22 protein-coding genes are annotated in these 24,139 nt (G+C 68.7%); 15 read left to right on the top strand and 7 right to left on the bottom strand.

Going from position 1 to position 24,139, the window contains the following annotated elements:
* Positions 1-81: 81 nt before the first annotated feature.
* From CK951_RS16450 to CK951_RS16485, 7 genes are all read left to right on the top strand, one after another.
* Positions 82-1,833 carry a hypothetical protein gene (locus CK951_RS16450; protein ID WP_157764598.1) on the top strand — a complete coding sequence of 584 codons (1,752 nt, stop codon included), beginning with the start codon at positions 82-84 and terminating at the stop codon, positions 1,831-1,833.
* A gap of 26 nt (positions 1,834-1,859) precedes the next feature.
* Positions 1,860-2,897 (top strand): TAXI family TRAP transporter solute-binding subunit, encoded by a 1,038-nt coding sequence (locus CK951_RS16455; protein WP_096787353.1) that lies wholly within the window; start codon positions 1,860-1,862, stop codon positions 2,895-2,897.
* A 490-nt stretch (positions 2,898-3,387) separates the two neighbouring features.
* Positions 3,388-5,508 carry a M10 family metallopeptidase C-terminal domain-containing protein gene (locus CK951_RS16460; RefSeq protein ID WP_157764600.1) on the top strand — a complete coding sequence of 707 codons (2,121 nt, stop codon included), beginning with the start codon at positions 3,388-3,390 and terminating at the stop codon, positions 5,506-5,508.
* 279 nt (positions 5,509-5,787) lie between these two features.
* Positions 5,788-6,153, top strand: coding sequence for a response regulator (locus tag CK951_RS16465; protein ID WP_096787355.1), 366 nt, complete (start codon positions 5,788-5,790; stop codon positions 6,151-6,153).
* Positions 6,154-6,245: 92 nt separating this feature from the next.
* On the top strand, positions 6,246-7,898 hold the full coding sequence (locus CK951_RS16470; protein WP_096787356.1) for a methyl-accepting chemotaxis protein: 1,653 nt from the start codon (positions 6,246-6,248) through the stop codon (positions 7,896-7,898).
* 586 nt (positions 7,899-8,484) lie between these two features.
* Entirely contained in the window at positions 8,485-9,804 is a 1,320-nt protein-coding gene (locus CK951_RS16480) for an AarF/ABC1/UbiB kinase family protein (RefSeq protein ID WP_096787358.1), read from the top strand.
* Positions 9,805-9,900: 96 nt separating this feature from the next.
* On the top strand, positions 9,901-10,410 hold the full coding sequence (locus CK951_RS16485; RefSeq protein WP_096787359.1) for a lysozyme inhibitor LprI family protein: 510 nt from the start codon (positions 9,901-9,903) through the stop codon (positions 10,408-10,410).
* A gap of 32 nt (positions 10,411-10,442) precedes the next feature.
* Here the strand turns inward: CK951_RS16485 and CK951_RS16490 are convergent, their stop codons facing one another.
* Both CK951_RS16490 and CK951_RS16495 read right to left on the bottom strand, forming a co-directional pair.
* Positions 10,443-10,760 carry a hypothetical protein gene (locus CK951_RS16490; protein ID WP_096787360.1) on the bottom strand — a complete coding sequence of 106 codons (318 nt, stop codon included), beginning with the start codon at positions 10,758-10,760 and terminating at the stop codon, positions 10,443-10,445.
* Positions 10,761-11,037: 277 nt separating this feature from the next.
* Positions 11,038-11,931, bottom strand: coding sequence for a DMT family transporter (locus CK951_RS16495; protein ID WP_096787361.1), 894 nt, complete (start codon positions 11,929-11,931; stop codon positions 11,038-11,040).
* 747 nt (positions 11,932-12,678) lie between these two features.
* Between CK951_RS16495 and CK951_RS16500 the strand changes: the two genes are divergently transcribed.
* Positions 12,679-13,089, top strand: coding sequence for a CopG family transcriptional regulator (locus CK951_RS16500; protein WP_096787936.1), 411 nt, complete (start codon positions 12,679-12,681; stop codon positions 13,087-13,089).
* Between the two features lie 31 nt (positions 13,090-13,120).
* A complete protein-coding gene (locus CK951_RS16505) occupies positions 13,121-14,287 on the top strand; it encodes a PHB depolymerase family esterase (RefSeq protein ID WP_096787362.1) in 1,167 nt (388 codons plus the stop codon).
* A 139-nt stretch (positions 14,288-14,426) separates the two neighbouring features.
* Here the strand turns inward: CK951_RS16505 and CK951_RS16510 are convergent, their stop codons facing one another.
* Together CK951_RS16510 and CK951_RS16515 are read right to left on the bottom strand one after the other, a co-directional pair.
* Complete coding sequence (locus CK951_RS16510; protein ID WP_096787363.1) at positions 14,427-14,876, bottom strand: host attachment protein; 450 nt, start codon at positions 14,874-14,876, stop codon at positions 14,427-14,429.
* 92 nt (positions 14,877-14,968) lie between these two features.
* Positions 14,969-15,583 (bottom strand): Crp/Fnr family transcriptional regulator, encoded by a 615-nt coding sequence (locus tag CK951_RS16515; RefSeq protein WP_232520767.1) that lies wholly within the window; start codon positions 15,581-15,583, stop codon positions 14,969-14,971.
* Positions 15,584-15,865: 282 nt separating this feature from the next.
* Between CK951_RS16515 and CK951_RS16520 the strand changes: the two genes are divergently transcribed.
* Together CK951_RS16520 and CK951_RS16525 are read left to right on the top strand one after the other, a co-directional pair.
* Positions 15,866-16,675 carry a Crp/Fnr family transcriptional regulator gene (locus tag CK951_RS16520; RefSeq protein ID WP_232520768.1) on the top strand — a complete coding sequence of 270 codons (810 nt, stop codon included), beginning with the start codon at positions 15,866-15,868 and terminating at the stop codon, positions 16,673-16,675.
* A gap of 141 nt (positions 16,676-16,816) precedes the next feature.
* Positions 16,817-17,350 carry an Hsp20/alpha crystallin family protein gene (locus CK951_RS16525; protein WP_096787366.1) on the top strand — a complete coding sequence of 178 codons (534 nt, stop codon included), beginning with the start codon at positions 16,817-16,819 and terminating at the stop codon, positions 17,348-17,350.
* A 126-nt stretch (positions 17,351-17,476) separates the two neighbouring features.
* On the opposite strand, the gene CK951_RS16530 is transcribed toward CK951_RS16525, so the two are convergent.
* The 3 genes from CK951_RS16530 to CK951_RS16540 all read right to left on the bottom strand — a co-directional run bounded on the left by CK951_RS16530 (position 17,477) and on the right by CK951_RS16540 (position 19,999).
* Positions 17,477-18,022 (bottom strand): cytochrome b, encoded by a 546-nt coding sequence (locus tag CK951_RS16530; RefSeq protein WP_096787367.1) that lies wholly within the window; start codon positions 18,020-18,022, stop codon positions 17,477-17,479.
* Between the two features lies 1 nt (position 18,023).
* Positions 18,024-18,632 (bottom strand): YceI family protein, encoded by a 609-nt coding sequence (locus CK951_RS21125; protein WP_157764603.1) that lies wholly within the window; start codon positions 18,630-18,632, stop codon positions 18,024-18,026.
* A 353-nt stretch (positions 18,633-18,985) separates the two neighbouring features.
* Positions 18,986-19,999 carry a LacI family DNA-binding transcriptional regulator gene (locus tag CK951_RS16540; protein ID WP_096787369.1) on the bottom strand — a complete coding sequence of 338 codons (1,014 nt, stop codon included), beginning with the start codon at positions 19,997-19,999 and terminating at the stop codon, positions 18,986-18,988.
* Between the two features lie 242 nt (positions 20,000-20,241).
* On the opposite strand from CK951_RS16540, the gene CK951_RS16545 reads away from it, so the two are divergent.
* Genes CK951_RS16545 through CK951_RS16560 form a run of 4 tightly spaced genes read left to right on the top strand, consistent with a single transcriptional unit; the run spans position 20,242 to position 24,124 of the window.
* Complete coding sequence (locus CK951_RS16545; protein WP_096787370.1) at positions 20,242-21,291, top strand: sugar ABC transporter substrate-binding protein; 1,050 nt, start codon at positions 20,242-20,244, stop codon at positions 21,289-21,291.
* A 52-nt stretch (positions 21,292-21,343) separates the two neighbouring features.
* Complete coding sequence (locus CK951_RS16550; protein WP_096787371.1) at positions 21,344-22,144, top strand: ATP-binding cassette domain-containing protein; 801 nt, start codon at positions 21,344-21,346, stop codon at positions 22,142-22,144.
* Positions 22,141-23,382 (top strand): sugar ABC transporter permease, encoded by a 1,242-nt coding sequence (locus tag CK951_RS16555; RefSeq protein WP_096787372.1) that lies wholly within the window; start codon positions 22,141-22,143, stop codon positions 23,380-23,382. The genes CK951_RS16550 and CK951_RS16555 overlap by 4 nt, the downstream gene beginning before the upstream one ends.
* 13 nt (positions 23,383-23,395) lie before the next feature.
* A complete protein-coding gene (locus CK951_RS16560; protein ID WP_096787373.1) occupies positions 23,396-24,124 on the top strand; it encodes an SDR family oxidoreductase in 729 nt (242 codons plus the stop codon).
* The last annotated feature ends 15 nt before the right edge of the window (positions 24,125-24,139 follow it).

Raw genomic sequence — 24,139 nt, forward strand, 5'->3', positions numbered from 1 at the left:
GAACATTAGACAATGATCGACGGTTGATGCATATCGTGTCATGTTAACCAACACGATTAATGCCATGCCGGGATGACGGTCATGAGCCGGATATATTTTAGTTCCCTTTTTGCCATGTTCGCCGCACTCGGGCTGGCGGCGGGTGCTCTTGCGGCCGAGGAGAAGGGGTCCGCCGAGGACAAGGTGTCCATCGAGGTGCCCAAGCCGGGCCCGGACACGATGGAGACCTCCTACCGTTCGATCATCAACCTGCTCGAAGACGAGATCGCGAGTCTCGAGGCGCGCATCACCGTCCTGACCACCGAACGGCGCCGGGAACTGTCCCGGCTGGAGCAGACGCGCGAGGAAACGGCGCGGGTGGAGCGGCAACTCGCCGATCTTCGGAAGATTCAATCGGGGCTCGAGGGGCCGGTCCGCGCCGGCTCGCCCCAGACGCTTTCGGCCGCGGCGGCGCCGGCGGGCGCCGTGCAGGTGCAGATGGCCGAAGCGCCGCGGGACGCGCGCAAGGCCGAACTGGACACGTCGATTGCCAGGGCCGAGGCCGAGCGGGTGCGTCTGACGGATCTGGTCTCGCGGCTTGAACGGCAGGTCGAGGGCGCCGAGTCGCGGCTGAAGACGCTGAATGCCGCCGTTACCGACCGCGACGCCGCGATTCGCACCCTCGAGAGCCGGCATGGCAGCCTGGGGAAGGCGGTGGAGGTTCGCGAAGGGGAGCTTAAGACGCTCGATAGTCGTCATGCCCAACTTTCCGGTGCCGTCACCACCCAGGAGGGCGAGCTGCGCACACTGGAGGATCGACGCAAGGCGCTGGAAAAGACGCTTGGCGAGCGGCAGGCGGCCGTCGCCGCGCTCGAAACCCGGCAGGCGGAGTTGACGAAGGCCGTGACCGCGGGCGAGGAGCGGCTGCGCGATCTCAAGGCCCAGCAGTCGACGGCGGAAGACGACCTCAAGCGGCGACAGGCCGAGATCGGCAAGATCGAGGCGCGACGGGCGGAACTCGACACGGCGATCGCCGCGCTGGAGGACCGCAAGTCCGCAGAAGAATCGCGGCTGGCCGAGGCGGAGGCGCGCATGGCGCTGCTGCAGGCGGCAGAGCGGGAACAGGCCTCGGCTGCCGAGCAGCGCACCCGCGCCTTGCGCGACAGCGAGGACGAGGCCGAAGCACGCGGCGCCACGCTGCTGGATCAGATCAAGGCGCAGGAGGAAGCCCTTGCCCGGATCACTCAGGACGTGAAGAAGGCCGAGCAAAACCTTGTGGATGTACAGAATTCCGCGCAGGCCGAAGCATTTTCCGCCGCAGAACGGATGAAGGATCTGGAGGTGGCGGAGGCGGAGGCGCGGGCGCGCGTCGAGGCTGCCGAACGCGAGGCGCAGGAACGCGAAGAGGCGGTCGCCGGCACGACGCGCAGCCAGCGCGACAGCGAAGAGGCGCTGGCCCGGAACGCCAAGGCCGCCAGCGATCTGGAGGCGCGTCTTGCAGCGCTGTCTCAAGCCGAGCAGGAGGCTCTCGCCCGGATCGCCGAGGCCGAGGCGGAGCTTGCGCGGAAGCGCGAGGCTCTTGCCCGGCCGAAGGAACCGGCGCCTTCCGTTCCCGCCGCGGTCGTGGTGCCCGAGATCGCGGTGCCCGAGGGAGCCATCCCGCGCGAGGCGGAGGCGGTGGCCGGTGCCCTGCTGCTTGCCCCCGGCCTGCCCGCGCCCGGCTCCGCGGAACGCCAGCGGCTGGAGAGGCTGCTGGTGGCGGGGGCCTGCCCGGTCGATGCACTGCGCGAGGCGCTCGGCACGGTGAACCGCCAGACCCTTGTCTCCCTCGTAAGAACCCTGGGCGGCTGCTGAGCCGTCCCGCAGAGCAGGAGGAACCCTTGCCCGTTCTCAGACTGATAGCGATTGCCCTGATGCTCGCCGCCCTGCCGAAGCCCTCCGCGGCGGTGGAGACCAATATCCTCACCGGCGGACCGACCGGCACCTATATCCAGATCGGCCGCGACATTGCGGCCGCCGCCGGCGAATGCGGCATCTCGATGACGGTCCATGAAAGCGCCGGATCGCTTGAGAATTTCCTCGGCGTGCGCCAGCGCCGGGCGACCCAGTTCGGCATCGTGCAATCGGACGTGCTGGAATACCTCAAGACCTTCGCTGCCGACGATCCCGAGGTCGGCCGCGCGATCTTCGGCGTGCGCATCGCCTTCCCGCTCTATGACGAGGAGGTGCACGTTCTGGCGAAGAAGGAGATCGCGGATCTCAAGAGCCTCGCCGGCAAGCGCGTCTCGATCGGCGTCGAGAACTCCGGCACGTTCCTGACCGCGTCGCTGGTGCTGGATCTTGCACAGGTCGCGCCCGGCGAGCTGGTGCTGATGAATCAGGACGACTCGCTTGCCGCGCTGATGGAGGACCGGATCGACGCCTTCTTCTATGTGGCCGGCGCGCCGGCGAAGATCTTCGCCTCGCCGCAGATCGATGCGGCGCGCTTCCATCTGGTGCCGATCTCGGACCCGGTGCTGCGCGAGGTCTACAAGCCGACCACGATCCCCGCCAACGCCTATCCGTTCCAGTCCGAGCCGGTCGAGGCCATCGCCGTGAAGGCGGTGCTGATGACCTACGGCTACGACCCGCGCCGCAACGCCTATCACCGCGAAAGCTGCAAGGCTGTGTCGGACATCTCGCATGTGATCAGCACGCGGTTCCAGAGCCTGCAGGAGAAGGGGCATCCGAAGTGGAAGCAGGTCGACCTGACCGATATTCCGCCCGGCTGGGACATCGGCGAATGCGTCAACGCCGGGCTTGACAGCGCCTATCGGCTGCCGTGCGACCCGGCGCCGGCGCCAGAGGCCGCGCCAACCGTCGAGAGCGAGGCGAACCGCGCCTACCGCCGGCAGATCTGCGCAGTCGTGGGTTGCTGAGCCCACCCATCGCCGGCCCTCGGTTCGTCAACGGGGGCCGGCCGCGCAGGCCAACGCACCATGGCTTCCGGTCAGCGCCCGGCCGGCGCTGATCCACGTCCCGGAACATCCCATTCCTTCGCAGGGGTCACCCCTGCGAAAGAGGCGTTCCACATTCCCCTTCATGCATCATCCTTGACGCCACCATGCGATACCTTCGGGGCAGGCAGGGAAGGCTGGACATGATCAAGTTAGGCAAAATTGCGGACAAGCAATGATTGCGCGGACCCGATCATGCCATAAAACCCGAATGCAGGATCGCCCTGAAGCGCGAGGTTTCGATGACCGGACCCGATAGCACCACGACCTGAGCCTGCCGCGGCCGTCCGGCCCACCGTGTGGTGGATCACATCGGTCGCACTCCGCAATTTCCAATGCTCATCGGGCGAACCCCGGCTGCCGCTTCGGTGCCGGCCGCCAGATGCTGTCTCCGAAGACCGAGGTTCACATCATGTATCGCATCGCAACGGCGACCAGCGGCGACGACAGGATCGGATCGGTGATTGGCGACCACCACTTCGGGGTGAACTTCCTCTTCGACCGCGACCGGCTGGATGCCGGCGATTCCTACCTGCGCGCGGTCAACGACCTCGGGATCTCGACGATCCGCTATCCGGGCGGGACGATCGCCGAGCGGATGTTCGATCTCTCCGATCCCGACGGCACGCTTCAGAACCATGCCTACGGCGACCGGACGCGGATGTTCGACCCGGACGGCGGTGGCCCGCTGCAGGGCTCGACCCTCGGGCTGTGGAGCGCGCTTTCGGCGGCGGGCGCCGCGGGCCTGTCGCTCAGCTTCGTCATGCCCACCATCCGCTTCGCCGGGACCTCCCGCGACGCGGCCGGCAACCGGTACGAGGCGGTGGATGCCGATCTCGTCCGCGCCTTCACCCAGGAGTTCCTGGCCCGCGCCCTCGCGGCGGGCGTGGACATTCCCGCCATCGAGCTGGGCAACGAATGGTGGGCCGACAATTCCGATGTCTTCGGCGAGAACCTGAGCGCGGTGGAATACGGCCGCATCGCCAGCCGTCTGGCAATGGTCATCCAGGGCGCGATCGATGATTTCCGGGCCACGAACGACCTGCCTCGGGACTGGGTCGAACCCGAGATCCTGGTGCAGGTCGGCCCCGGCGGCCGGGCCGAACAGGTGCTGCCGAACGGCGAGCCCGTGCCCGAGGGCTACACCGGACCCACGGTCAGCGCGACGCAGCTGATCTTCGCTGAATTCAACCTCGCGGCGGAACAGCGGGCGGTGGACGGTCTTCTCACCCATCGCTACCTCACCGGGACCTCGGTCGATGGCTGGGCCTACAACCCCTTTGCAGCCTGGGACCGGATGGCGGATGGCAACGCGAACTTCGGCGACCTGTCCCGCTATGTGTCCGAGTGGAACGTCTCGGCGCGCAACGACGACATCTCGGGCCTGAAGATGGCGCCCTGGCTCGTCGCCATGTTCGCCGAGGCGGTCCAGGCCGGCGTCGACCACGCCAATGTCTGGAGCGTCCAGCAGAACAACGCCACGCGGCTGTCCACCACCACCGGGCTGGCCGGGGAAACCTACCGCGGCCTGACCATCGCGGGCGAGACGCTGCGGATCATGAACGAGCAGCTGGTCGGGCTCCAGTCGCTGAACCTGCGCGCCATGCCCGAAACCATGATGGTCGAGGCGTTCGGCAGCACCTCGAAGACCGTGCTGTTCATCTCCAACATGACCGGCCAGACGATGACCGGAGAGTTCGACGTATCCGACATCGCGGCGGGCTACCAGCATGTCTGGGCGAGCAGCCTCGGGGCGGCGTCGGGCGATCCGCTGGCGGCCGACGCCGTGGCGCGGATCGGGTTCCTTGCTGCCGTCGACCTGATGAGCGGCAACCTGCTGTCGGTCTCGCTCGATGCCTACGAGACGCTCTGCATCGAGTTCACGCTGGACCGGTCGGGGGTGCGGATCAACGGCCGCAGCCTCGACGACACGCTGTCGGGCTCGGGCGCAGGCGATGCCATCACGGGCGGCAGCGGCAACGACCGGATCGACGGCAGCGCCGGCGCCGACTCGATCCGCGGCGGCGCGGGCGTGGACCGCCTGTTCGGCGGTGTCGGATCCGATGTGCTCGAAGGGGAAGACGGCAATGACGTGGTCAGCGGCGGCATCGGCGCGGACATCCTGCGCGGGGGCCGCGGCATCGACTATCTCCGGGGCGATGCCGGCAGCGACCGGCTGATCGGCAACACGGGCGGCGACTACCTGACCGGTGGGGCAGGGGTGGACACCTTCGTCTTCGGCTCGACCGAGGACAGCCGTCCCGGCACGGTCCGCGACACGATCACCGACTTCGTCCCCGGGATTGACACGATCCAGCTTTCGGGGATTGACGCCAACATCCGGCTTGCGGGCGATCAGGCCTTCCGCTTCATCGGCAGCGGCTCCTTCTCGGCCGAGGCGGGAGAGCTTCGCTGTGTGGCGCGGAACGGCGGCCGGCTGATCGAGGGCGACGTCGATGGCGACGGCGTCGCGGAATTCCAGATCTTCCTGGAAGATCCGGTCACCGTCGGCGCGGGCGACTTCCTGCTCTGATCGGGCGGGCCGGCCACCGCTGCGCCCGGGGTCTCACCCGCCACATCGGCGGCCGCAAGGGCCGAGAACCGTCGCGCCGCTGCCCCGTGGCCGCCGCTCTGGCCGCACCGCCGGAAGGCGCGAAGAAATACCCGCCAGCGGACTCAAATCCTGCACCGGACGGCCGTTGATCAGCCGTGAGTTGAGCGCGACATCCGTGCGCGCAGCAAGAGGCACCAGCATGGACGGAACTATGCAATCGGCAGCGGGCGGCCGGATCGGACCGGAAGAGGGGAAGGCATGACACGCACGGTGCTTGCGGTCGACGACTCACCCTCCATCCGCTGCATGGTGGCGCTGACGCTGCGCGAGGCGGGATACGAGGTGATCGAGGCCGCGGACGGGCAGCAGGCGCTGGAGATGGCGCTGTCGCGTCGCGTCGACGCGATCCTGACCGATCAGAACATGCCGCGTCTGGACGGTCTGGGCTTCATCCGCGCCTATCGCAGCCATCCGGAGGGGCGCGGCACGCCGATCGTCTTCCTCTCCACCGAATCCGCCGACCGGCTGAAGGCCGAGGCCCGCGAGGCAGGGGCGCTCGGCTGGATGGTCAAGCCCTTCACCCAGGCCCAGCTGCTTGCCGTGATGAAGAAGGTTCTCGGCTAGCCCCGCGTGGACGTCATCAGTGGGGCGGTGTTCACGAGGCCCCGGTTTATCTCGCCCGGCGCCCCGTCCCGGGCCATCCAGGAAAGTCCGACATGCGTCTCACCATCCGCAGCAAGCTGGGGGCCACCTTCCTCGCCATCTTCACCATGGCCGGCGGCACGAACCTCTACGCACTTTACACCATCGACCGGCTGAGCGACGACATCTCGACGCTGGTCCAGCGCGACTTCGAGCGGGTGCGACTCGCCGAGCGGTTGAACGCCGAACAGCTGCGCATGAAGGGTGCGGTGCGCGATCACATGCTGTCGCCCGCGGGCGAGAAGGCCGCCATGCTCGAAGGCGTGAACGAGGCCCGGGCCGGCATGCGCGCGGCCTTCGACGGGCTGGTGAAGGTCTCGGACGCCGGGGATCGCGAGAAGCTCGCGGAATACGAGGACCTGTGGAAGCGGTCGATCGAGGTGAACGACAGGGCCCTGCTGCTGTCGGGTCAGGGGCGGCTGGAAGACGCGCGCAAGCTGCTGTGGGCAAACTACTTCACCCAGCTTCAGAACGGCCGGATGGAGATCGTGGAGACGCTGCGCGACCGCAACATCGTCGCGCTGAACGAGACGCGCGCCGCGGCCGAGGCGGCCCGCCTGTTCGTCATGCAGGTGATGGTGGCGACGATCACCCTCGCCACCATTCTGGCCTTCGCCGCGGCCGGCTGGCTGATGCTGTCGATTGGGCGCGGCCTTGCGCGGGCGCTGGCCTTGACGCGGCGCGTGGCCGACGGCGATCTGACCGAGACCGCGGACCTGAAGGGCAATGACGAGATCACCGATCTCCTGTCGGCCTCGAATGCCATGGTGATGCGCCTGCGCGAGGTCGTGTCGCGCGTGACCTCGACCGTGGGGCAGGTCTCGACGGGCAGCGCCGAGGTGGCGGCCACGTCCGAACAGCTGTCGCAGGGTGCGAACGAGCAGGCCTCGGCCACCATTCAGGCTTCGGCTTCGGTCGAACAGATGGCCGCGAGCATCCGGCAGGGCGCCGACAACGCCTCGCGCACCGAGCAGATGGCGCGGCAGTCGGCAGGGGCCGCGCGCGAGAGCGGGCAGGCGGTCTCGGACGCGGTGAGCGCGATGCAGTCCATCGCCGAGAAGATCGGCATCGTGCAGGAGATCGCGCGCCAGACCGACCTTCTTGCGCTGAACGCCGCGGTCGAGGCCGCACGGGCGGGCGAACATGGCCGCGGCTTCGCGGTTGTGGCGGCCGAGGTGCGCAAGCTGGCCGAGCGCAGCCAGGCCGCCGCGGCCGAGATCTCGGCCCTGTCGTCCACCACCTCACGGTCGGCGGTCGCGGCGGCCGGCCGGATCCACGAACTGGTGCCCGACATCGAGCTGACCGCGGGGCTGGTGGCCGAAATCTCCAACGCCTCGATGGAGCTGACCGCCGGGGCGACGCAGGTGAGCCTTGCCATCCAGCAGCTCGACGTGGTGACCCAGCAGAACAACACCGCGGCCGGGCAGCTGTCCGCGAGTGCGGCTGACCTGTCCGACCGGGCCGAGGATCTGCGGATGGCCGTGGCCTATTTCCGACTGCGCGCGGCCGAGGAAGCGGTCGCGCAACCGGCGCTGAAGGTGGTGGCGTCGCGGGCGCCCGCGCCGGTGGCGAAAGCCGCGCCGAAGCTGCGCAACGGTGGCTTCGACTTCCAGCTCCGCGACGCGGACGACGAAGACGAGGGTTTCCAGAGGTCGCAGGTCGCCTGACCCATCCCCTCGAAAAAGGGCCGGGGCGCGGTGTCCGACAGGACCCGCGCCTTTTGCATTCTATGCCAGAATGAAAAGCATGCTGATGAATACCGAAGCCGCGATATACATCGGGACGGCGAGGTTCAGCAGCACATGCTCGGGCTCCGCCCCGTCGTCGGCCGGGCCTGCGGCCGGTCCCCAGAAGGGCGGACCCGGTCGCCAGGCGTCGCGACGAAAGCTCGCGAGCGGCCGGATCGGCCGCCGAACCTGCATCTCCGATGCCTCCGGCAAGGTAATGGCACGGGATCTGGCACTCGTCCCGGCGGTTGGGCCGCTGTCAGGACTTCCGTTGCAGGGAGGCTGTAGCTCGTCGGGTTGCATGGTCTTGAACAGATCCGCTCTTGCGCAGCAGGCACAACTAAAGGCTGTAGTGAACTCTCTCGTTCGGGGATAGTGTGTCAAGTTGACACAATCAAGCGATATCCTCGGCTGGTGATCAAGTCACAGACAGGTGGGAATTTTTTCGGCCATCCGGGGGGCGTTCCCGTTGCGCCGGCCGCCCGGCGACCTATCCTTGGCAGCCCCCTTCGCAAGAGTGTCGCCTGTGACAGCATCCCGTCCCGAACCCCGTCCCCTGGCCGTCCCGAGCGGCCGCCTGTCCCGCCTTGCCCGCTTCGGCGGCCTTGCCTCGGGCATCGCCGGCAACGTGGCGCTGAACGGCGCGCGGCAGATCGCGCAGGGACGGCGGCCCGTGATGAGCGACCTGATCCTGACGCCCGCCAACGTCGCCCGGCTGGCCGAGCAACTGGCGCAGATGCGCGGCGCCGCGATGAAGGTGGGCCAACTGCTGTCGATGGACGCGGGCGAGATGCTGCCGCCGGAACTGGCCGACATCCTCGGCCGGCTGCGCGCCGAGGCGCATTACATGCCGCCGCCGCAGCTGCGCTCGGTGCTGACCGCGGCATGGGGGGCCGACTGGCACCGGCGCTTCCGCACCTTCAACGTCCGGCCCATCGCGGCGGCGTCGATCGGTCAGGTCCACCGAGCCGTCACGCGGGAGGGCGAGGATCTTGCGGTCAAGGTCCAGTATCCCGGCGTCCGGCGCTCGATCGACAGCGACGTGGACAATGTCGCCGCGCTGATGCGCCTCTCGGGCCTTGTGCCGAAGGGACTCGATCTTGGCGCGATGCTGGACGAGGCGAAGCGCCAGCTGCACGAGGAGGCCGATTACGAACGCGAGGGCCGCTGCCTGTCGCGCTTTGCGGCGCTGCTGGGCGGCGATGCCCGGTTCCGCGTGCCGGACCTGCACGTGCGGTTCACGACGCGCGACGTGCTGGCGATGGGCCATGTCGGCGGCGGCCCGGTCGAGGATCTGGCGTCGGCCCCGCAGGCCGAGCGGGACCGTGTCACGGCCCTGCTGATCGGGCTGATGTTCCGCGAGCTGTTCGAGTTCCGCCTGATGCAGACCGATCCGAACTTTGCCAACTACCGCCACGATGCGGAGACGGGGCAGGTGGTGCTGCTGGATTTCGGCGCCACGCGGGAAGTGTCGGCCGACCTGTCCGAAGGCTATCGCGGCCTGTTGCGGGCCGGTCTGGCGGGCGATGCCGCGGCCACGCGACGGGCGGTGTTCGACATGGGCTTCATCTCGGATGCGGTGCCGGAGGACATCCGGTCCCTGATGCTGGAGATGCTCGAGATCTCGATGGAGCCGCTCCGCGCGCGCTGGTTCGACTTCGGCGGCACCGACGTGGCGATGCGGCTGCGCGACCTGGGCATGGCGATCGGCGAGCGGCGCGAGATTCACCACCTGCCGCCGGTCGAGACCTTCTACATCCAGCGCAAGTTCGGCGGCATGTATCTGCTGGCCAGCCGGCTGCGTGCAAGGGTGGCAATCCGCGAGCTGATCGAGCCGCATCTCTAGCCGCCGCGTGACCTTGTCACAGGGCGCGGGGCGGCCGAGGCCGTAAGGTGCCGCCGTCGCGGCGCCGCCGCGTCGCTTGGTCAGGAAGAGTCGCCCATGTCGCCCCGCATTGCCCTCACGCTTCTGATGCTGGCATCGCCTGCCGGTCTCGCCGCGCAGCCGATCCCGTTCTACCCGGAAAAGACCGAGGAATGCCTTGACGAGCGGGCCGTCCCCGGTGGGGCTGCCGCCTGCATCGGCCTTGCCGCCGACCTCTGCCGCCGCGAGACGCGGGGCGCGACCGAGGTCGAGGAGGCGGCCTGCATGGCGGCCGAGGCGAACTGGTGGCGCGACCGCATGTCGAAGGCCTATGACGCCGCCATGAAGGAGGCCGCCCTGCGGGATGTCGAGTTCGCGAAGTCCATCTCGCAAGGCGGGTCGCGGATGACGGACGATCTGGAACTCATGCAGGCCGCCTGGAAGGACTGGAGCGAGAAGCGCTGCTTCTTCGAGGCGATGCGCCGCCGCGGCAAGCCCGACCGGATGGTCGTCGCCTCGGAATGCCTGATGCGGCGGACGGCAGAGCAGGCACTGCTGCTCGAGGCAGCGGCGGGCCGCAAGCCCTGACGTCAGGCGGGCCGGCGCCCGCGCCGGTCCGCTCAGGCAGACTGGCGCAGCGCCGTGATGCAGCGGGTCGGAATGTGGAAGTAGCGGCCGATCTGTTCGTCCGTCAGGCCGAGATCCGTGAAGGTGTCGATCACCCGACCGGGCGAAGGCGCCATCAGCACCTCGGCGCAGGCGCAGACGATGCGCCCGTGTGCGTCAATTTCCTGCTCGCCCGTGCAAAGCCCGGCCGCCTTGCGGAAGCATGCCAGCCGGTCGGCCGCATGCGGTGTGGGGCTGCGCAGGTCCTCATGTGCCCGGTGCCTTCGGCTGTGAAAAACCCCGGCGCGCCGGACGCTCGCTTCATCTGTCATGGGGCAGTCCTCCTCCTCCTGCACCACTGTCGCCAAGGCGACGCGGCAAGTCTCTGCCAAGCCGGCGGGAAGTCAATCACGATCTGCGCTGCAACTGCAGCCCAATCCCGTGCCATTGTTGAATAATTCCCTGCAAGGGACTGATCTTGCGAGCCTGCGGCGCGATGCCGTGCCGCGGCGTCAAGCCGACGAATTCTTGTGGAAAAATTGATTCGCTTCACCCGGGGCGGCTCTTTGCAGCCAAAAACGACTCAGACCAAGGTCGTAGAGGGCGCCCTCAGCCGGTGGCGGGCAGCGGCCGCGCCGGTGACAGCGTGACGACGCTGAGGCCGGCGAAGACCAGCACCGCGCCCAGAAGACCCGCGCCGGTCATGGTCTCGCCCACCACGAAGACAGCGAGCAGCCACGCCGTCAGCGGCTCGACCAGCGACAGCGTCACCGCCGTGGAGGTCGTCAGCCGGGCGAGGCCCCGCGTGAAAAACGCATAGGCCACGCCGGTGGTGACCATCCCCAGAAACAGCAGCGCGGGCCATGCGTCAGGATCGGCGGCCCAGCCGACCGGCAGGATGAAGAGAACCGGCACCGTCACGAGCGCGGCCGTGCCGAAGGTGGCCGCGGCGAGGGTGCCCGGCGGGACAGTCCCGCCGATCCGGCCGGTGGCCAGCGAATAGGCCGCATAGGCCGCGCCCGCAATGGCCGCCAGCGCAATGCCGGACAGCGCCGCGGAGCCCGTCGGCCTGTCCACCACCAGCAGCACGGCGCCGAGGATCGAGAGCGCCTGGCCGAAGGCCCTGAGCGGGGTGGGCAGCCGTCGCAGCACGACGGCCTCGTAAAGGGTGACCCAGATCGGCGCGCTGCCGATGGCGATCGCGGTGCCGACGCCGACGCCCGCCATCGTCACGGCCACGAAAAACAGCAGGTTGTAGAGGCCGATGGCTGCGCCCGCGGCGATGACGGGGCGCAGCGGCAGGCGTCTGAATGCTCGCCGGCTTTCCGCCACCGTGACCGCCATCAGCCCGAGGGTCAGTGCGCCGACGGACAGCCGGATCGCCGCCACGACCAGCGGCTCGCGTTCGGGGGGAAGCAGCGTCTGGATCGTGCCGGCCGTTCCCCAGAGGATTGCGGCGAGGATCACGGCGGTCAGGCCAAGGCTTCGGGCGGAGGCGGACATGGCACGCACTTGTAGGGTCAAGCCGTCAGGCAGCGGAAGGAGTGGGAGCTCCGCCCGCAACGCCTCGTGTCGTACAAGCCGGCAGACGCGCCGAAGGATCGGCTGCGCGCGAAAGGCTGCGGTCATGCAAAGCGGCGGTCATGTCTTCCCTCGGGTCGCGTGGCGACTTCCTGCCATAAACGCGTGCCGCAAGCCATGGCGAACCGCCGGACCATTGCCGAGGCTGCTGAACCGCGCCATGGTGACAGGAGGCGCGGGCCTGACCGGTGCCGGACTTTGCGGATTTCTATCGGCCGCGGGCTGGTCGCCTCGATCCACCTTCAACTGCAGGTCGCAGCTTCAAGGCAGTCTCAAGTCTCACCAGCATAATTACATAACATTGCTTATCCGAATCCCGCCACGGGCAAAGGTGGTGTGCTTCCCTGATGAAGCGACTGCAGGAACCAGCCGTCGAGATCGAGATGCTGGGGAAGCCCGCAGACTGATGCCCTGCCCCGGATCACGTCGCGAGGGGGGCCGAAATGCGCCATGGGGCTGCTCAGCGAAAGCCAGGCTCGGCATCGAAGGACTGACGCCGCACCCCTTCGGCATGGCTGGATGCGGAACCTTGCCGGCTCATTGGCCGCCAGGATCAGCGCCGAAGGCTTTCGCGCTTCGCCTGATCCGACGAAAGCCGCAGCCTTGCATCTCCGACCTTGCCAGAAGCCAACGGCCATCTATATACCATCCACATGGATGGAGAACGGCATGGCTGAAGCGCCTCCCCAACGATCGGCGGAAAGCGAGAAGATCACGATCAACCTTGGTCCGGTGGATCTGGGGCGTATCGACCTGCTCGTGCAGGAAGGCTTCTACTCCAATCGCAGCGACTTCATCAGGACGGCGATCCGGAACCAGCTCACCTCGGAGGCAGATGCGCTGAGCCGCTCGATCGCGCGGCACACGCTGGAGCTTGGCCTGCGCGACGTCACCAGACAGGATCTCGAAGCCGCGCTTGCCGCCGGCGAGGTCCTGCACATCAGGATCGTGGGGCTCGCCCGGATCGCGCCGGATGTTCCGGTCGAGCTGGCACGGGCAACCATCGGCTCCATCACCATTCTCGGCGCGCTGCAGGCGTCCCCCGAGATCAAGGCGGCCCTGAGGGACCGCATTCGCTAGCGCAGACGCGCAGTTCCGGAAGGAAACACCGATGAAGATCGATTTTGCGACGGCCATGGGCCGGGCGCTTGAGCAGATTCGTGCCGGCCAGCCCGGCGAGGCCACCCGGACCATCCAGTCGGCGCTCGCGCCGCGCGCCGATGCCGCGCCGGAACGGCCCGCAGCCCGGCATGCCGCCCCGACCGCAAGCGACAGGCAGGTCGAGGATGCCGAGATCCTCGAGGATCGCCCGCATCCGCGCCCCGCACCGGCCCCTCGCCCCGCCGTCCCCCGCCGCGGCCTGCGTGAGGTCGTCGATGCGTTGAGCCGGCTGAAGCCTGCATCGCCGCGGCAGCCTAGGGGTCCGGCGCAGCGCCCCGCGACGGTCGAGGGCAGCCGCTACGAGCGGCGCTCGTTCTCCTGCCGGCACGGGGCGCGGGACTACATGCTCTATGTGCCCTCGGCCCTGCCCGAGGGGCCGCAGGGCCTTGTCGTGATGCTGCACGGCTGCACGCAGGACCCGGACGATTTCGCGGCCGGCACCAACATGAACGCGCACGCCGAGCGCCACGGGCTGATCGTGGCCTATCCGCACCAGACGCGAAACCACAACGCGCAGGGCTGCTGGAACTGGTTCCGACCGGGCGACCAGGAGGCTGGACAGGGCGAGCCTGCCCTGCTGTCGGGGCTGGCGCGCGAGGTCGCGGCTGAATTCTCGATCGGGACCGAGCGGGTCTTTGTCGCGGGGCTCTCGGCGGGAGGCGCGATGGCGGCGACGCTGGGCGCCGCCCACCCCGATGTCTTCGCGGCGGTGGGCATCCATTCGGGCCTGCCTCCGCGTGCCGCGCAGGATGTCGTCTCGGCCTTTGCCGCGATGCGGGGTGAGACGGCGGGGCGCCGGCCCGCGGCCATCCCCGTGCGCACCATCGTCTTCCACGGCCTGGCCGATGGGACGGTCCATCCGTCGAATGCCGATGCGATCCTCGCGGCGACACGGGCCGAGGGCAGCCGCAACCTCGACTCCGGTCGGACGCCGGCCGGCCGGTCCTACACGCGGGAGACGGTTTCCTCCTCCACCGGGCGGGTGCTGACCGAGGTCTGGCGCGTCGACGGGGCGGGCCACGCCTGGGCGGGCGGGAATCGGGCGGGCTCCTATACCGATCCCGCCGGCCCGGATGCCTCGGCGGAACTGGTCCGCTTCTTCCTGGAGCGTCCCTGAGCGGGAAGTGGAGCAGCCTCGCAAGGTGGCCGGCTCCGTTGGGGCGACGGGCACCTTGCGGCTTCTGGCGAGGCACCGGCTGTCGGGTCGCCCGCCGCGGACGGCACGGCGGCGGAGCCCTGCCCCCGTCGCAGGTCGATCAGGTCCGCGAGGCGAGATGGTCCCGCACCACATGCGGCAGGTCCTGCGGCGAGACATTCACGAGGTCCAGCGGCATCTCGGCAAGCAGCAGCCTGCCGAGGGTCGACGGAAGGATCGCATGCAGCATGGCCAGCGACCTCAGGTCGCCGAAGACGGCAAGCCGGTGGATCTCGTTCGCCATGCGATGGCTTTCCAGCACCGCCACCACGCCGCGCAGGAACTGCCGCTCGTCCTCCAGAAGCGGATCGGTCGCCTCTTCCTTCCGGGGCTCTCCGCGTCTTGCATTCCGCTTTCCGCTGTCCGACATGATGTCACGAAGATGCCGCGACTCGGCCTTCAGCACGAGTTCCGGCATCAGGGGCTGGCCGGTTTCTCCGATGCCCCTCAGGATGCGGGCGCGCGTGGCATCAATCACCAGTACCCAGACATCATCGGACCTGACGCTCATCCTCACGCCTCCGTGCACCAGCCGGCCGCCGGAGGATGCCCGTTTGCCCGGGCATCGGCATTGAGGCTCGTCACGTGACGCCTGACGCGACCTCAACCCAGCACGAGGTCCTGCCCCGAGATCTGGACGAGGCGCTTCGGATCAAGGATGCGGTAGCGCCCCGTTCCCGCATCCACCGCCTCGATCACCCGCATCCGGGCCAGCGCGCCGAAGGCCCGGCTGAGCGATTCGGGTCGCGCGCCGAGGTAATGCGCCAGATCCTTCCGGCTCAGCGGCATGACGACCTCCACCACCCCTGCGGCGGGCGAGCGGCGCGACAGGATGATCAGGAAGGACGCCACCCTCTGGATCACCTTCAGCCCGTTCATCAGCAGAAGCCACTCGCGCGCGGCATCGAGTTCGTCCAGCACATGGATCAGGAACAGCCGCTCCAACTCCGGCTCGCGTTCGAGCAGCGCCTGGAAGGCCGGAACCGGAAAGGTCAGAAGCCGGGCGTCCGACAGCGCGACGATCCGGAAGTTCGGCGGGCCGTCGAATACCCGTCCGAACAGGTCGTTGGGAACCAGAAGCCCGATGATGTGTTGCCGTCCGTCGGGCAGAAGCTTCACCATCCCCAGCGTGCCCTCGAGCACATAGCCCACCTCGGCCAGCGGCTGACCGTCCTCGGCCAGAACCGTGCCGGCGCGGACCTCGCGTGCCACGGCCATGGCAGTCAGCGCCGCGCGGCAATCTTCCGACGCCTTGCCAAGCAGGGTCTGGTACGCACTTGCCCCTGCCGCGGAGGCTGCTCTGCCCTCTCGCGAACCGGGTGCTGCTTTCTCTTCCATCATCCGTCCTGCCGCCTTCGTCAGCGCCACTCTGGGCGGGATAAGATTCACCTGCATTGATGCAAATTAATGCAGGTGAACCTGCCGGTGCGAGGCTGCACCCCGGCGAATCTTTCTCAGGATGGGAGAGAGTGCGTCGGGAGGGGCGCCGGGGAGGGGCATGTGGAAGAGGTCTGCAGCAGCACGAACGCGAGAAAGCCGAGGCGCCGGTACGAGGCGCCGCCCATTCCGGACAAGGAGCCTGCACGGCCCGCCCTCGTCGGGCGGGTGATCAGCCTGGGCCGGGACGCGACGCTCTGCCGGGAAGGCGAGTCGCCGCACCATGTCTGGCTGGTCCGCAGCGGGATCCTTCGGGTCCAGCGCATGGGCGTCGACGGCAAGCGCCAGATCCTTGCGCTGCTGCTTCCGGGCGATCTTGTCGGCGACGAGTTCCAGGGACGCCGCGGCCTGAGCATCGAGACCTGCACGGAGGCGACGCTGTCGCAGATGCGTCTCACCGACTTCCGGGCCGCGATGGAGGCCAGCGCCGAACTGCGCCGGGCCTGCCTGCTGGGCCGGATGGTCCATCTCGAGCGCATGCGCTGGCTGACCTGGATCCTCGGCGCGCTGAAGCCAGAGGAGCGGCTCTGCGCCTTCCTGTCGATTGGCGGCGGCCGGATCCTGGGGCGCCAGCCCCAGCCCGACGGCTCCGAGATCGTGGCGGTCCCTCTGTCACGGCAAGACCTGTCCGACCTTCTGGGCATCACGGTCGAATCGATCAGCCGGATCCTGCACCGCCTGCAGGACGACGGCATCCTCCGGATCCTCGATCCGGCGCGCTTCCGCATCTGGGACGCGGGGCCGCTGCTGAAGAAGGGCGGCGTGGATGCGGATTTCGGCACGGCGGCACTCGGCGGGGCCGATGTCGGCGACTGCCTTCCCGAGCCGGAGCCCGAACTGCATCCGGCCGGACATCATGACCGTCGTCAATGAGCCCGGCCCGGCCCGGGCGCATGAATCATCTTGCCGGCGTGGATCGGGTGCGGCCGCAAGTCGGGACAATCCCGTGGCAGCACCCGGTCTAGGCGGGCCGTCCGGGTCAGACCCGACAGACCGATCACCGGGAGAGATGCGATGACAAACGAGACGAATGTCGACGTCCGACACGAGACTTCATCTCCTTCGGCGCCGCCGCGCGAGTGGGAGCCGCTCGCCTATGTGATGCAGCAGTTCGACCGGCTGCGCCGCGATATCGACTGGCCCGACTTCCGCCTGCCGTTCCACCGCGGGCAACGTGGTGTCGAAGCCTCGGCGGCATGGCCGACTTTCGGAATGGGGGTGCCGGCCGTCGACCTGATCGAGCGGCCCGACCGCTTCGAGGTTCAGGCCGAGCTTCCCGGCTTCGACCCCGCCGCCATCGAGGTCCGCATTTCGGACAATACCATGTCCATCCGTGCGGAACGCAGTTCGGAACACGAGGAGGACGTCGGCGGCTATCATCTGCGCGAGCGCAGCCGCGGCAACTACCAGCGGCTGTTCCGCCTGCCCGGCGGCATCGCCACGGACAAGGTCGAGGCCCGCTACGACAAGGGCGTCCTGAGCATCACCCTGCCCAAGACCGCCGAGTCGATGGAGAAGGAACGCCGCATCGAGGTGAAGGCCGCCTAACTGTCCCTGTCGGCCTCATCGGCAGGGGTCGCGCCGCCGATCGCGGCTCCTGCCGTCCCACCACGAGGGTGCGCCACATGTGGCCGCGCGAGGGTGGGAAAAGGCCCCCCTCAGCCGGGTCCGTGTTCAGCCTTCGATCATCCGCCGCAACGTCCGGTCACGCCGGAGCAGGTGGTGATGCACCGCCGCGCCCGCATGCAACAGGATCAGCACGGCCAGCAGGCTCGTCAGCACGCCATGCACGCGGAAGAACAGCCGGTCGAGTGTCTCGGATGGCGGAACGATCGGCGGCAGGGTTAAGCGGCCGAACAGCACCACGTCGATCCCGGTTGCCGCGCTCGCGATCCAGCCCGACAGCGGGATGGCCAGCAGAAGCGCATAGAGCATCCAGTGCACTGCACGTGCGACGGTGACCTGCCATCGCGGCACGCCTTCGGACAGCGGCGCGGGCGGCGGGCTCAGCAGGTGCCACGAGAGACGCGCGAGCGTCAGCGCGAAAAGCGACAGCCCCAGCGACTTGTGCAGGCCGAAAAGCCATAGGTTCCCGAGGCTTGGCCGGATGCTCGCAATGTAGGTGCCGAGCGCGAGCATCAGGATGACGCCGAGCGCCGTCAGCCAGTGGATCAGCCGCGTGACCCAGCCGAAGTCCCGGGCGGTGTTGCGCGCGCCCATCTCAGTCCACCCGGTGGATGCGGGCAAGGATGCGAAGGCGCACCTCGTCGCCCACCAGATCGTCCCATCCGGTGGCGCCGAACTGCGACCTGGGCACCTTTCCCGTCAGCACGATGGTCAGTTTCGACAGGTCGCCGGGCTGCGAGTCCCTTGCCCGGTAGATCTTCGCAGCGAGGCTGATCGGGCGGGTCACGGCCCGGATCGTGATGTCGCCGTCGATTCGGGCATTGGACGCGCCGAGCGCCACCACGCGCTTGCTGGCGAAGGTGATGAGCGGATGGTTCGCGCTGTCGAGGATGCGCGGGCCGCGCATGGCCTGGGTCGCGAAGGGAAACCCGGCCGTTGCGTGGCTCGCGTCGACCGCCACGTCGACGCGCGAGCGCGCCGGATTGCGCAGGTCGAGCTGGAGATCCGCCCGGACCAGCCGCATGTTGCCGCTGATCTCGTCCTCTCCGAAGTCCACGAAGAACTGCACCTGCGACCCCTCGGGATCGATCGAGTAGGTGCTGGGCGCAGCGGCAGCCGCGGTCGCACCCAGCATGATGAGGGCGGCGCAGGTCAGCGCGCGTCGCCATCCGTGAGCCCTGTCAAGAAGACTGCGAAGCGGCATGGCGATCACCTCCCCGAGTCGAGATGTTGCACCGGGGCCGGAAGACCAGCCCGTCCATCGACAAGGTGACACCGGAGAGGCCGCAAACACCCGCCCGTTGTCGGCGATCGCGACAATGTGATCGGCCGCCCCGACGTGGAGGCCAGCGGCGCCTCCCGACCCTCGCCGCCCCGCGACCGGCGACCCCGTCGGCAGGGGCAGGCCATACACAGCCGCGGCACCGTCCGCGCGCGGAGCGGGCTCAAGGCGCCGCCCGCGTGCCGCTCCCGGGGCGGGGCACCGTCCGCACCCGGAGCGCGCCGCCCTCGCGATCCGGGCGCAACCACCACTTCCCCGCATGCAGGGCCGGGCGGTCAGATGTGCCGCCGCAACAGGGTCGGCACCTCGATCCGCAGTTGCGGATCGGCCCGGGTGCCGATCAGGCGGAACACCTCTTCCAGCATGCGCGCCACGTCCTGCTCGACCATTCCCACGCAGTCGGACAGGAGCGCGGCGAACGGGTCCCAGTCGAAGGCGCCGATCTGCACGTCGGGCGCCGGCGACTGGCGCCTGAGCCAGCGCACGACGCCTTCGAGCGTGATGGTGGAATTCACGAACAGGCCGCGCGGCAAGGGCGTGCCACGCGCGGACAGGGCGGCCTCGGCCTTCTCGGCGGCGTAGCCGCAGGCAAGGATCGCCTCGGCCGGCAGGGCGATGCCGCGGTCGGCATGGGCGGCGCGAAAGCCGCGGATGCGCTCGGCCGTGTTGTGGTCCGAGGGCCGGCCGCCGATGAAAAGCAGCGGATGCGACGGCAGCCGATCGAGCAGCAGGTGCGTGAGATCCCGCGCGCCGCCGAAGTTGTCCGACACGACCGAGGGCGCCCGGCTTCCCGGCAGGTCGAGGTTGATCGAGGTCACCCCCGCCGAGGCGCAGAAGTCGCTGATCCGGTCGGGATCAGTGGCGCCCGTGGCGATCAGGCATTCGACCTGATACGAGACCATCTCGCGCGCGGCCTCGAATTCCAGTTCGGGGTCGCGCTGCGTGCAGGTGATGACGGGGAAGAGACCCCTCGCCCGCGCGCGCGCCTCGAACTGCTCGGCGATCGCGCCGAAGTAGCGGTTGTCGTATTTCGGCATGATCATGCCGATGATGTTGGACTTGTCGCGCCGCAGGACGCTGGCCTGCAGGTTGACCGAATAGCCCTGCTCCTCGGCGACTCGCATCACGCGCTCGGCCAGGCGCTCGCTGATCCGGCGCTTCTTCCAGGTGCCGTTCAGCACCGCGCTGACGGCGCTGGCCGAGGTGCCCGCCAGCGCGGCAAGATCGTAAATCGTTGTCCTGCGGGCCGCATTCCGCGACGCTGGACCGGGCGCATTCTTCTCGCTCACGGGTTCCTTCCCTTCCCCTTCAGAGCATCTTGACATCCGGGGGACGTCGTTACAATCATGCTACATCGATTGCGCAGCCTTGCGCAATCGATAGCGCCAGCCAGTCCGGCGGCGGAGGGAGGAGAAGAACAGGTGCCGCGGGTTCCATGCGGCCTCATCCGCTCCGGACGATGGTCCGGATCGCGGCGCGTTCTATCTCCATCCCGGTCGGCCCGGAGGCGCCTGACCTGTGGAGGAGAGACATGACCATCAGACCTTTCGCCCTGGCTGCGGCCCCGGGCCTCGTGGCAGCGCTGCTCGGCACCGCCGCCTTCGCGCAGGAGGCCGCGACCGTGGCCTTCCTGATGCCCGACCAGGCCTCGACCCGCTACGAGGAGCACGACTTCCCCGGCTTCCAGAAGTCGATGGGCGAACTCTGCCCCGACTGCACGGTGATCTACCAGAACGCCAACGGGGACGTGGCGCTTCAGCAGCAGCAGTTCAACTCTGTGGTGGCGCAGGGCGCGAAGATTGTCGTGCTCGACCCGGTTGACTCGGCCGCCGCCGCCTCGATGGTCGAGATCGCCCATTCGCAGGACGTGAAGGTGATCGCCTATGACCGGCCGATCCCCTCGACGCCGGCCGACTACTATGTCTCCTTCGACAACAAGGGCATCGGGCAGGCCATCGCGCAGTCGCTGGTCGATCACCTGAAGGCGACCGGCGTGCCGGAAGGCGCGGGCGTCCTGCAGATCAACGGCTCGCCCACCGACGCGGCGGCCGGTCTGATCCGCGACGGCATCGACGCGGCGCTGGACGCCTCGGGCTACAAGACGCTGGCCGAGTATGACACGCCGGACTGGGCGCCGCCCAAGGCGCAGGAATGGGCGGCCGGGCAGATCACCCGCTTCGGCGACGAGATCAAGGGCGTGGTCGCCGCGAACGACGGCACCGGCGGCGGCGCCATCGCGGCCTTCAAGGCGGCGGGCGTGGACCCGGTACCGCCGGTGACCGGCAACGACGCGACCATTGCGGCGTTGCAGCTGATCATCTCCGGCGACCAGTACAACACCATCTCGAAACCGTCCGAGATCGTGGCCGAGGCCGCGGCCAAGGTGGCGGTCGCCTTCCTGAAGGGCGAGACGCCGGAAGCGAAGACGACGCTCTACGACACCCCGGCCGAGCTTTTCGTGCCCGCGGTGGTCACGGCCGAGAACATCAAGGCCGAGATCTTCGACAAGGGCATCCAGACCGCGGCCGAGATCTGCACCGGCGAATATGCCGAGGGCTGCGCGAAGCTCGGCATCCAGTGACCTGAAGGCGCCCGCTGCGGCGGGCGCCCTCCTCCAGCAGAGGCAGAGCGAGATGACCCTGATCTCCGGCGAGGCCCCCGGGCGCGGCCAGCCCATCCTGCGGCTGCGCGGGATCTCCAAGCAGTTCGGCGCCGTTTCGGCGCTGAGCGACATCGAACTTGACGTGCATGCAGGCGAGGTCGTGGCGCTGGTCGGCGACAACGGCGCGGGCAAGTCCACGCTGGTGAAGGTGCTGGCCGGCGTCCACCAGCCGACTGCCGGCACCATCGAGTTCAACGGCCAGCCGGTGACGCTGGACAGCCCCAGCGCGGCGCTCAGCCTCGGCATCGCGACGGTGTTCCAGGACCTCGCGCTCTGCGAGAACCTCGATGTGGTGGCCAACCTGTTTCTCGGCCACGAGATGTCGCCCTGGCGGCTGGACGAGGTGGCGATGGAGGTCCGCGCCTGGACGCTGCTGCGCGAACTCGCCGCCCGCATCCCGTCGGTGCGCGAGCCGATCGCCTCGCTGTCGGGCGGGCAGCGCCAGACGGTGGCCATCGCGCGCTCGCTGCTCCTCGACCCCAGGATCATCATGCTGGACGAACCCACGGCCGCGCTCGGCGTGGCGCAGACCGCCGAGGTGCTGAACCTGATCGAGCGTGTCCGCGATCGCGGCCTCGGCGTCATCATCATCAGCCACAATATGGAGGACGTGCGCGCGGTCGCCGACCGCATCGTCGTCCTGCGGCTGGGGCGCAACAACGGCATCTTCACCGCCGATACCTCGAACCACGAGCTGGTCGCCGCCATCACCGGCGCCACCGAGAACGCCGTCTCGCGCCGTCATGCGCGCAAGCAGGAGGTCCGGGAATGACCGATCCGAAAACCGAAGCGCTCGACCGCGGCGACACCCGGCTCCGGCGCGACGAGGGGCTTGTTGGCGCCCTGCGCTCGTTCTTCGACCGGGTGCGCTCGGGCGATCTGGGGATGCTGCCGGTGGTCGTGGGCCTTGTGGTGATCTCGACCGTGTTCTCGACGCTGAACCCGGTGTTCCTTGCGCCGAACAACCTGGTGAACCTGCTGTTCGACGCGGCGACCGTCGGCTTCATCTCGCTGGGTATCGTCTGCGTGCTGATGCTGGGCCAGATCGACCTGTCCGTCGGTTCGATGAGCGGGCTCGCCTCGGCACTGATCGGGGTGCTGTGGGTGAACATGGGCTGGCCCCTGCCCGCCGCCATCGCCTCGGCGCTTGGCGTGGGGGCGCTGGTCGGGCTGATCTACGGCGTGCTGCTCAACCGCTTCGGGATGCCCAGCTTCGTCTCGACCCTCTCGGGGCTTCTGGCGCTTCTGGGGGTGCAGCTCTACATCCTGGGGCCGACCGGCTCGATCAACCTGCCCTATGCCTCGGTGCTGGTGCGCTTCGGGCAGATCTACGTCATGCCGGACTGGCTGTCCTACATGCTGGCGCTGCTGCCGGGGGTGACGCTCGTGGTGCTGGGCCTGAGGACGATGGCGCGTCGGAAGGCCGCCAACCTCTCGACGCCCGGTCTGAGTGTGCTGCTGGTCAAGGCGGTGGCGCTGACCGCGGCGCTGCTCTTCGCGGTCTATTACCTCAACCTCGGCCGCGGCATTCCGTGGATGTTCGGCCTGTTCGTGGCGCTGGTTCTCGCGATGAACTACGCGCTGACCCGCACGCAGTGGGGCCGGTCGATGTTCGCCGTGGGCGGAAACTCCGAGGCCGCGCGCCGGTCGGGCATTGACGTGCGCCGGGTGAATGTCTCGGCCTTCGTGCTCTGCTCGACGCTCGCCGCGCTCGGCGGGGTGCTCGCCTCGGCCAGGCTCGCGACGTCGAGCCAGCAGGCCGGCACCGGCGACGTGAACCTCAACGCCATCGCCGCGGCGGTGATCGGCGGCACCAGCCTCTTCGGCGGCCGTGGCAGCGCATTCTCGGCGCTGCTCGGCATCCTCGTGATTCAGGCGATCTCGAACGGGCTGACGCTGCTCAATCTCTCGTCGTCGCTGCGCTACATGATCACCGGCGGAGTGCTCGCCATCGCCGTCATCGTTGACTCGCTTGCCCGCCAGAGCCGGGTCAGCCACGGACGCGCCTGAAGGAAGGACCAACATGGGAAACATCATGGACGGAAAGGTCGCCGCCATCACCGGCGCGGCCTCCGGCATCGGGCTGGAGTGCGCGCGGACACTGGTGGCGGAAGGCGCGACGGTGGTGCTGATCGACCGCGCCGAGGAGCGGCTGCGCGCGCTCTGCGCCGAGATCGGCCCGCGCGCCCTTCCGCTGGTGGTCGATCTGCTCGACGGGCCGCAGGTCTCGGGGATGCTGCCGCGGATCCTTGAGCTGGCGGGCTCGCTCGACATCTTCCACGCCAATGCCGGCGCCTATATCGGCGGGCCGGTGGCCGAGGGCGACCCGGATGCCTGGGACCGGATGCTGAACCTGAACATCAACGCGGCCTTCCGCTCGGTCCACGCCGTCCTGCCCTACATGATCGAGCGCAAGACCGGCGACATCCTGTTCACCAGCTCGGTCGCCGGTGTCGTCCCGGTGGTGTGGGAGCCGATCTACACAGCCTCGAAGTTCGCGGTTCAGGCCTTCGTCCACTCGACCCGCCGGCAGGTCGCGCCGCACGGGGTGCGCGTCGGCTCGGTCCTGCCCGGCCCGGTGGTGACCGCGCTCCTCGACGACTGGCCGAAGGCCAAGATGGAGGAGGCGCTGGCCAACGGCTCGCTCATGCAGCCGAAGGAGGTGGCCGAGGCGGTGCTCTTCATGCTGTCGCGCCCGCGCGGCGTGGTGGTCCGCGACCTCGTCATCCTGCCCAACAGCGTCGATCTTTGACGCGCCGCCCTTTCG

Source organism: Rhodobacter sp. CZR27 (assembly GCF_002407205.1).
GTDB lineage: Bacteria > Pseudomonadota > Alphaproteobacteria > Rhodobacterales > Rhodobacteraceae > Cereibacter_A.

Bases quoted from the DNA above. Each gene is read 5' to 3' on its own strand.
- CK951_RS16450 (WP_157764598.1), top strand. From the start codon at position 82: ATGAGCCGGATATATTTTAGTTCCCTTTTTGCCATGTTCGCCGCACTC.
- CK951_RS16460 (WP_157764600.1), top strand. From the start codon at position 3,388: ATGTATCGCATCGCAACGGCGACCAGCGGCGACGACAGGATCGGATCG.
- CK951_RS16465 (WP_096787355.1), top strand. From the start codon at position 5,788: ATGACACGCACGGTGCTTGCGGTCGACGACTCACCCTCCATCCGCTGC.
- CK951_RS16470 (WP_096787356.1), top strand. From the start codon at position 6,246: ATGCGTCTCACCATCCGCAGCAAGCTGGGGGCCACCTTCCTCGCCATC.
- CK951_RS16485 (WP_096787359.1), top strand. From the start codon at position 9,901: ATGTCGCCCCGCATTGCCCTCACGCTTCTGATGCTGGCATCGCCTGCC.
- CK951_RS16490 (WP_096787360.1), bottom strand. From the start codon at position 10,760: ATGACAGATGAAGCGAGCGTCCGGCGCGCCGGGGTTTTTCACAGCCGA.
- CK951_RS16495 (WP_096787361.1), bottom strand. From the start codon at position 11,931: ATGTCCGCCTCCGCCCGAAGCCTTGGCCTGACCGCCGTGATCCTCGCC.
- CK951_RS16500 (WP_096787936.1), top strand. From the start codon at position 12,679: ATGGCTGAAGCGCCTCCCCAACGATCGGCGGAAAGCGAGAAGATCACG.
- CK951_RS16505 (WP_096787362.1), top strand. From the start codon at position 13,121: ATGAAGATCGATTTTGCGACGGCCATGGGCCGGGCGCTTGAGCAGATT.
- CK951_RS16510 (WP_096787363.1), bottom strand. From the start codon at position 14,876: ATGAGCGTCAGGTCCGATGATGTCTGGGTACTGGTGATTGATGCCACG.
- CK951_RS16515 (WP_232520767.1), bottom strand. From the start codon at position 15,583: ATGGCCGTGGCACGCGAGGTCCGCGCCGGCACGGTTCTGGCCGAGGAC.
- CK951_RS16525 (WP_096787366.1), top strand. From the start codon at position 16,817: ATGACAAACGAGACGAATGTCGACGTCCGACACGAGACTTCATCTCCT.
- CK951_RS16530 (WP_096787367.1), bottom strand. From the start codon at position 18,022: ATGGGCGCGCGCAACACCGCCCGGGACTTCGGCTGGGTCACGCGGCTG.
- CK951_RS21125 (WP_157764603.1), bottom strand. From the start codon at position 18,632: ATGCCGCTTCGCAGTCTTCTTGACAGGGCTCACGGATGGCGACGCGCG.
- CK951_RS16545 (WP_096787370.1), top strand. From the start codon at position 20,242: ATGACCATCAGACCTTTCGCCCTGGCTGCGGCCCCGGGCCTCGTGGCA.
- CK951_RS16550 (WP_096787371.1), top strand. From the start codon at position 21,344: ATGACCCTGATCTCCGGCGAGGCCCCCGGGCGCGGCCAGCCCATCCTG.
- CK951_RS16555 (WP_096787372.1), top strand. From the start codon at position 22,141: ATGACCGATCCGAAAACCGAAGCGCTCGACCGCGGCGACACCCGGCTC.
- CK951_RS16560 (WP_096787373.1), top strand. From the start codon at position 23,396: ATGGGAAACATCATGGACGGAAAGGTCGCCGCCATCACCGGCGCGGCC.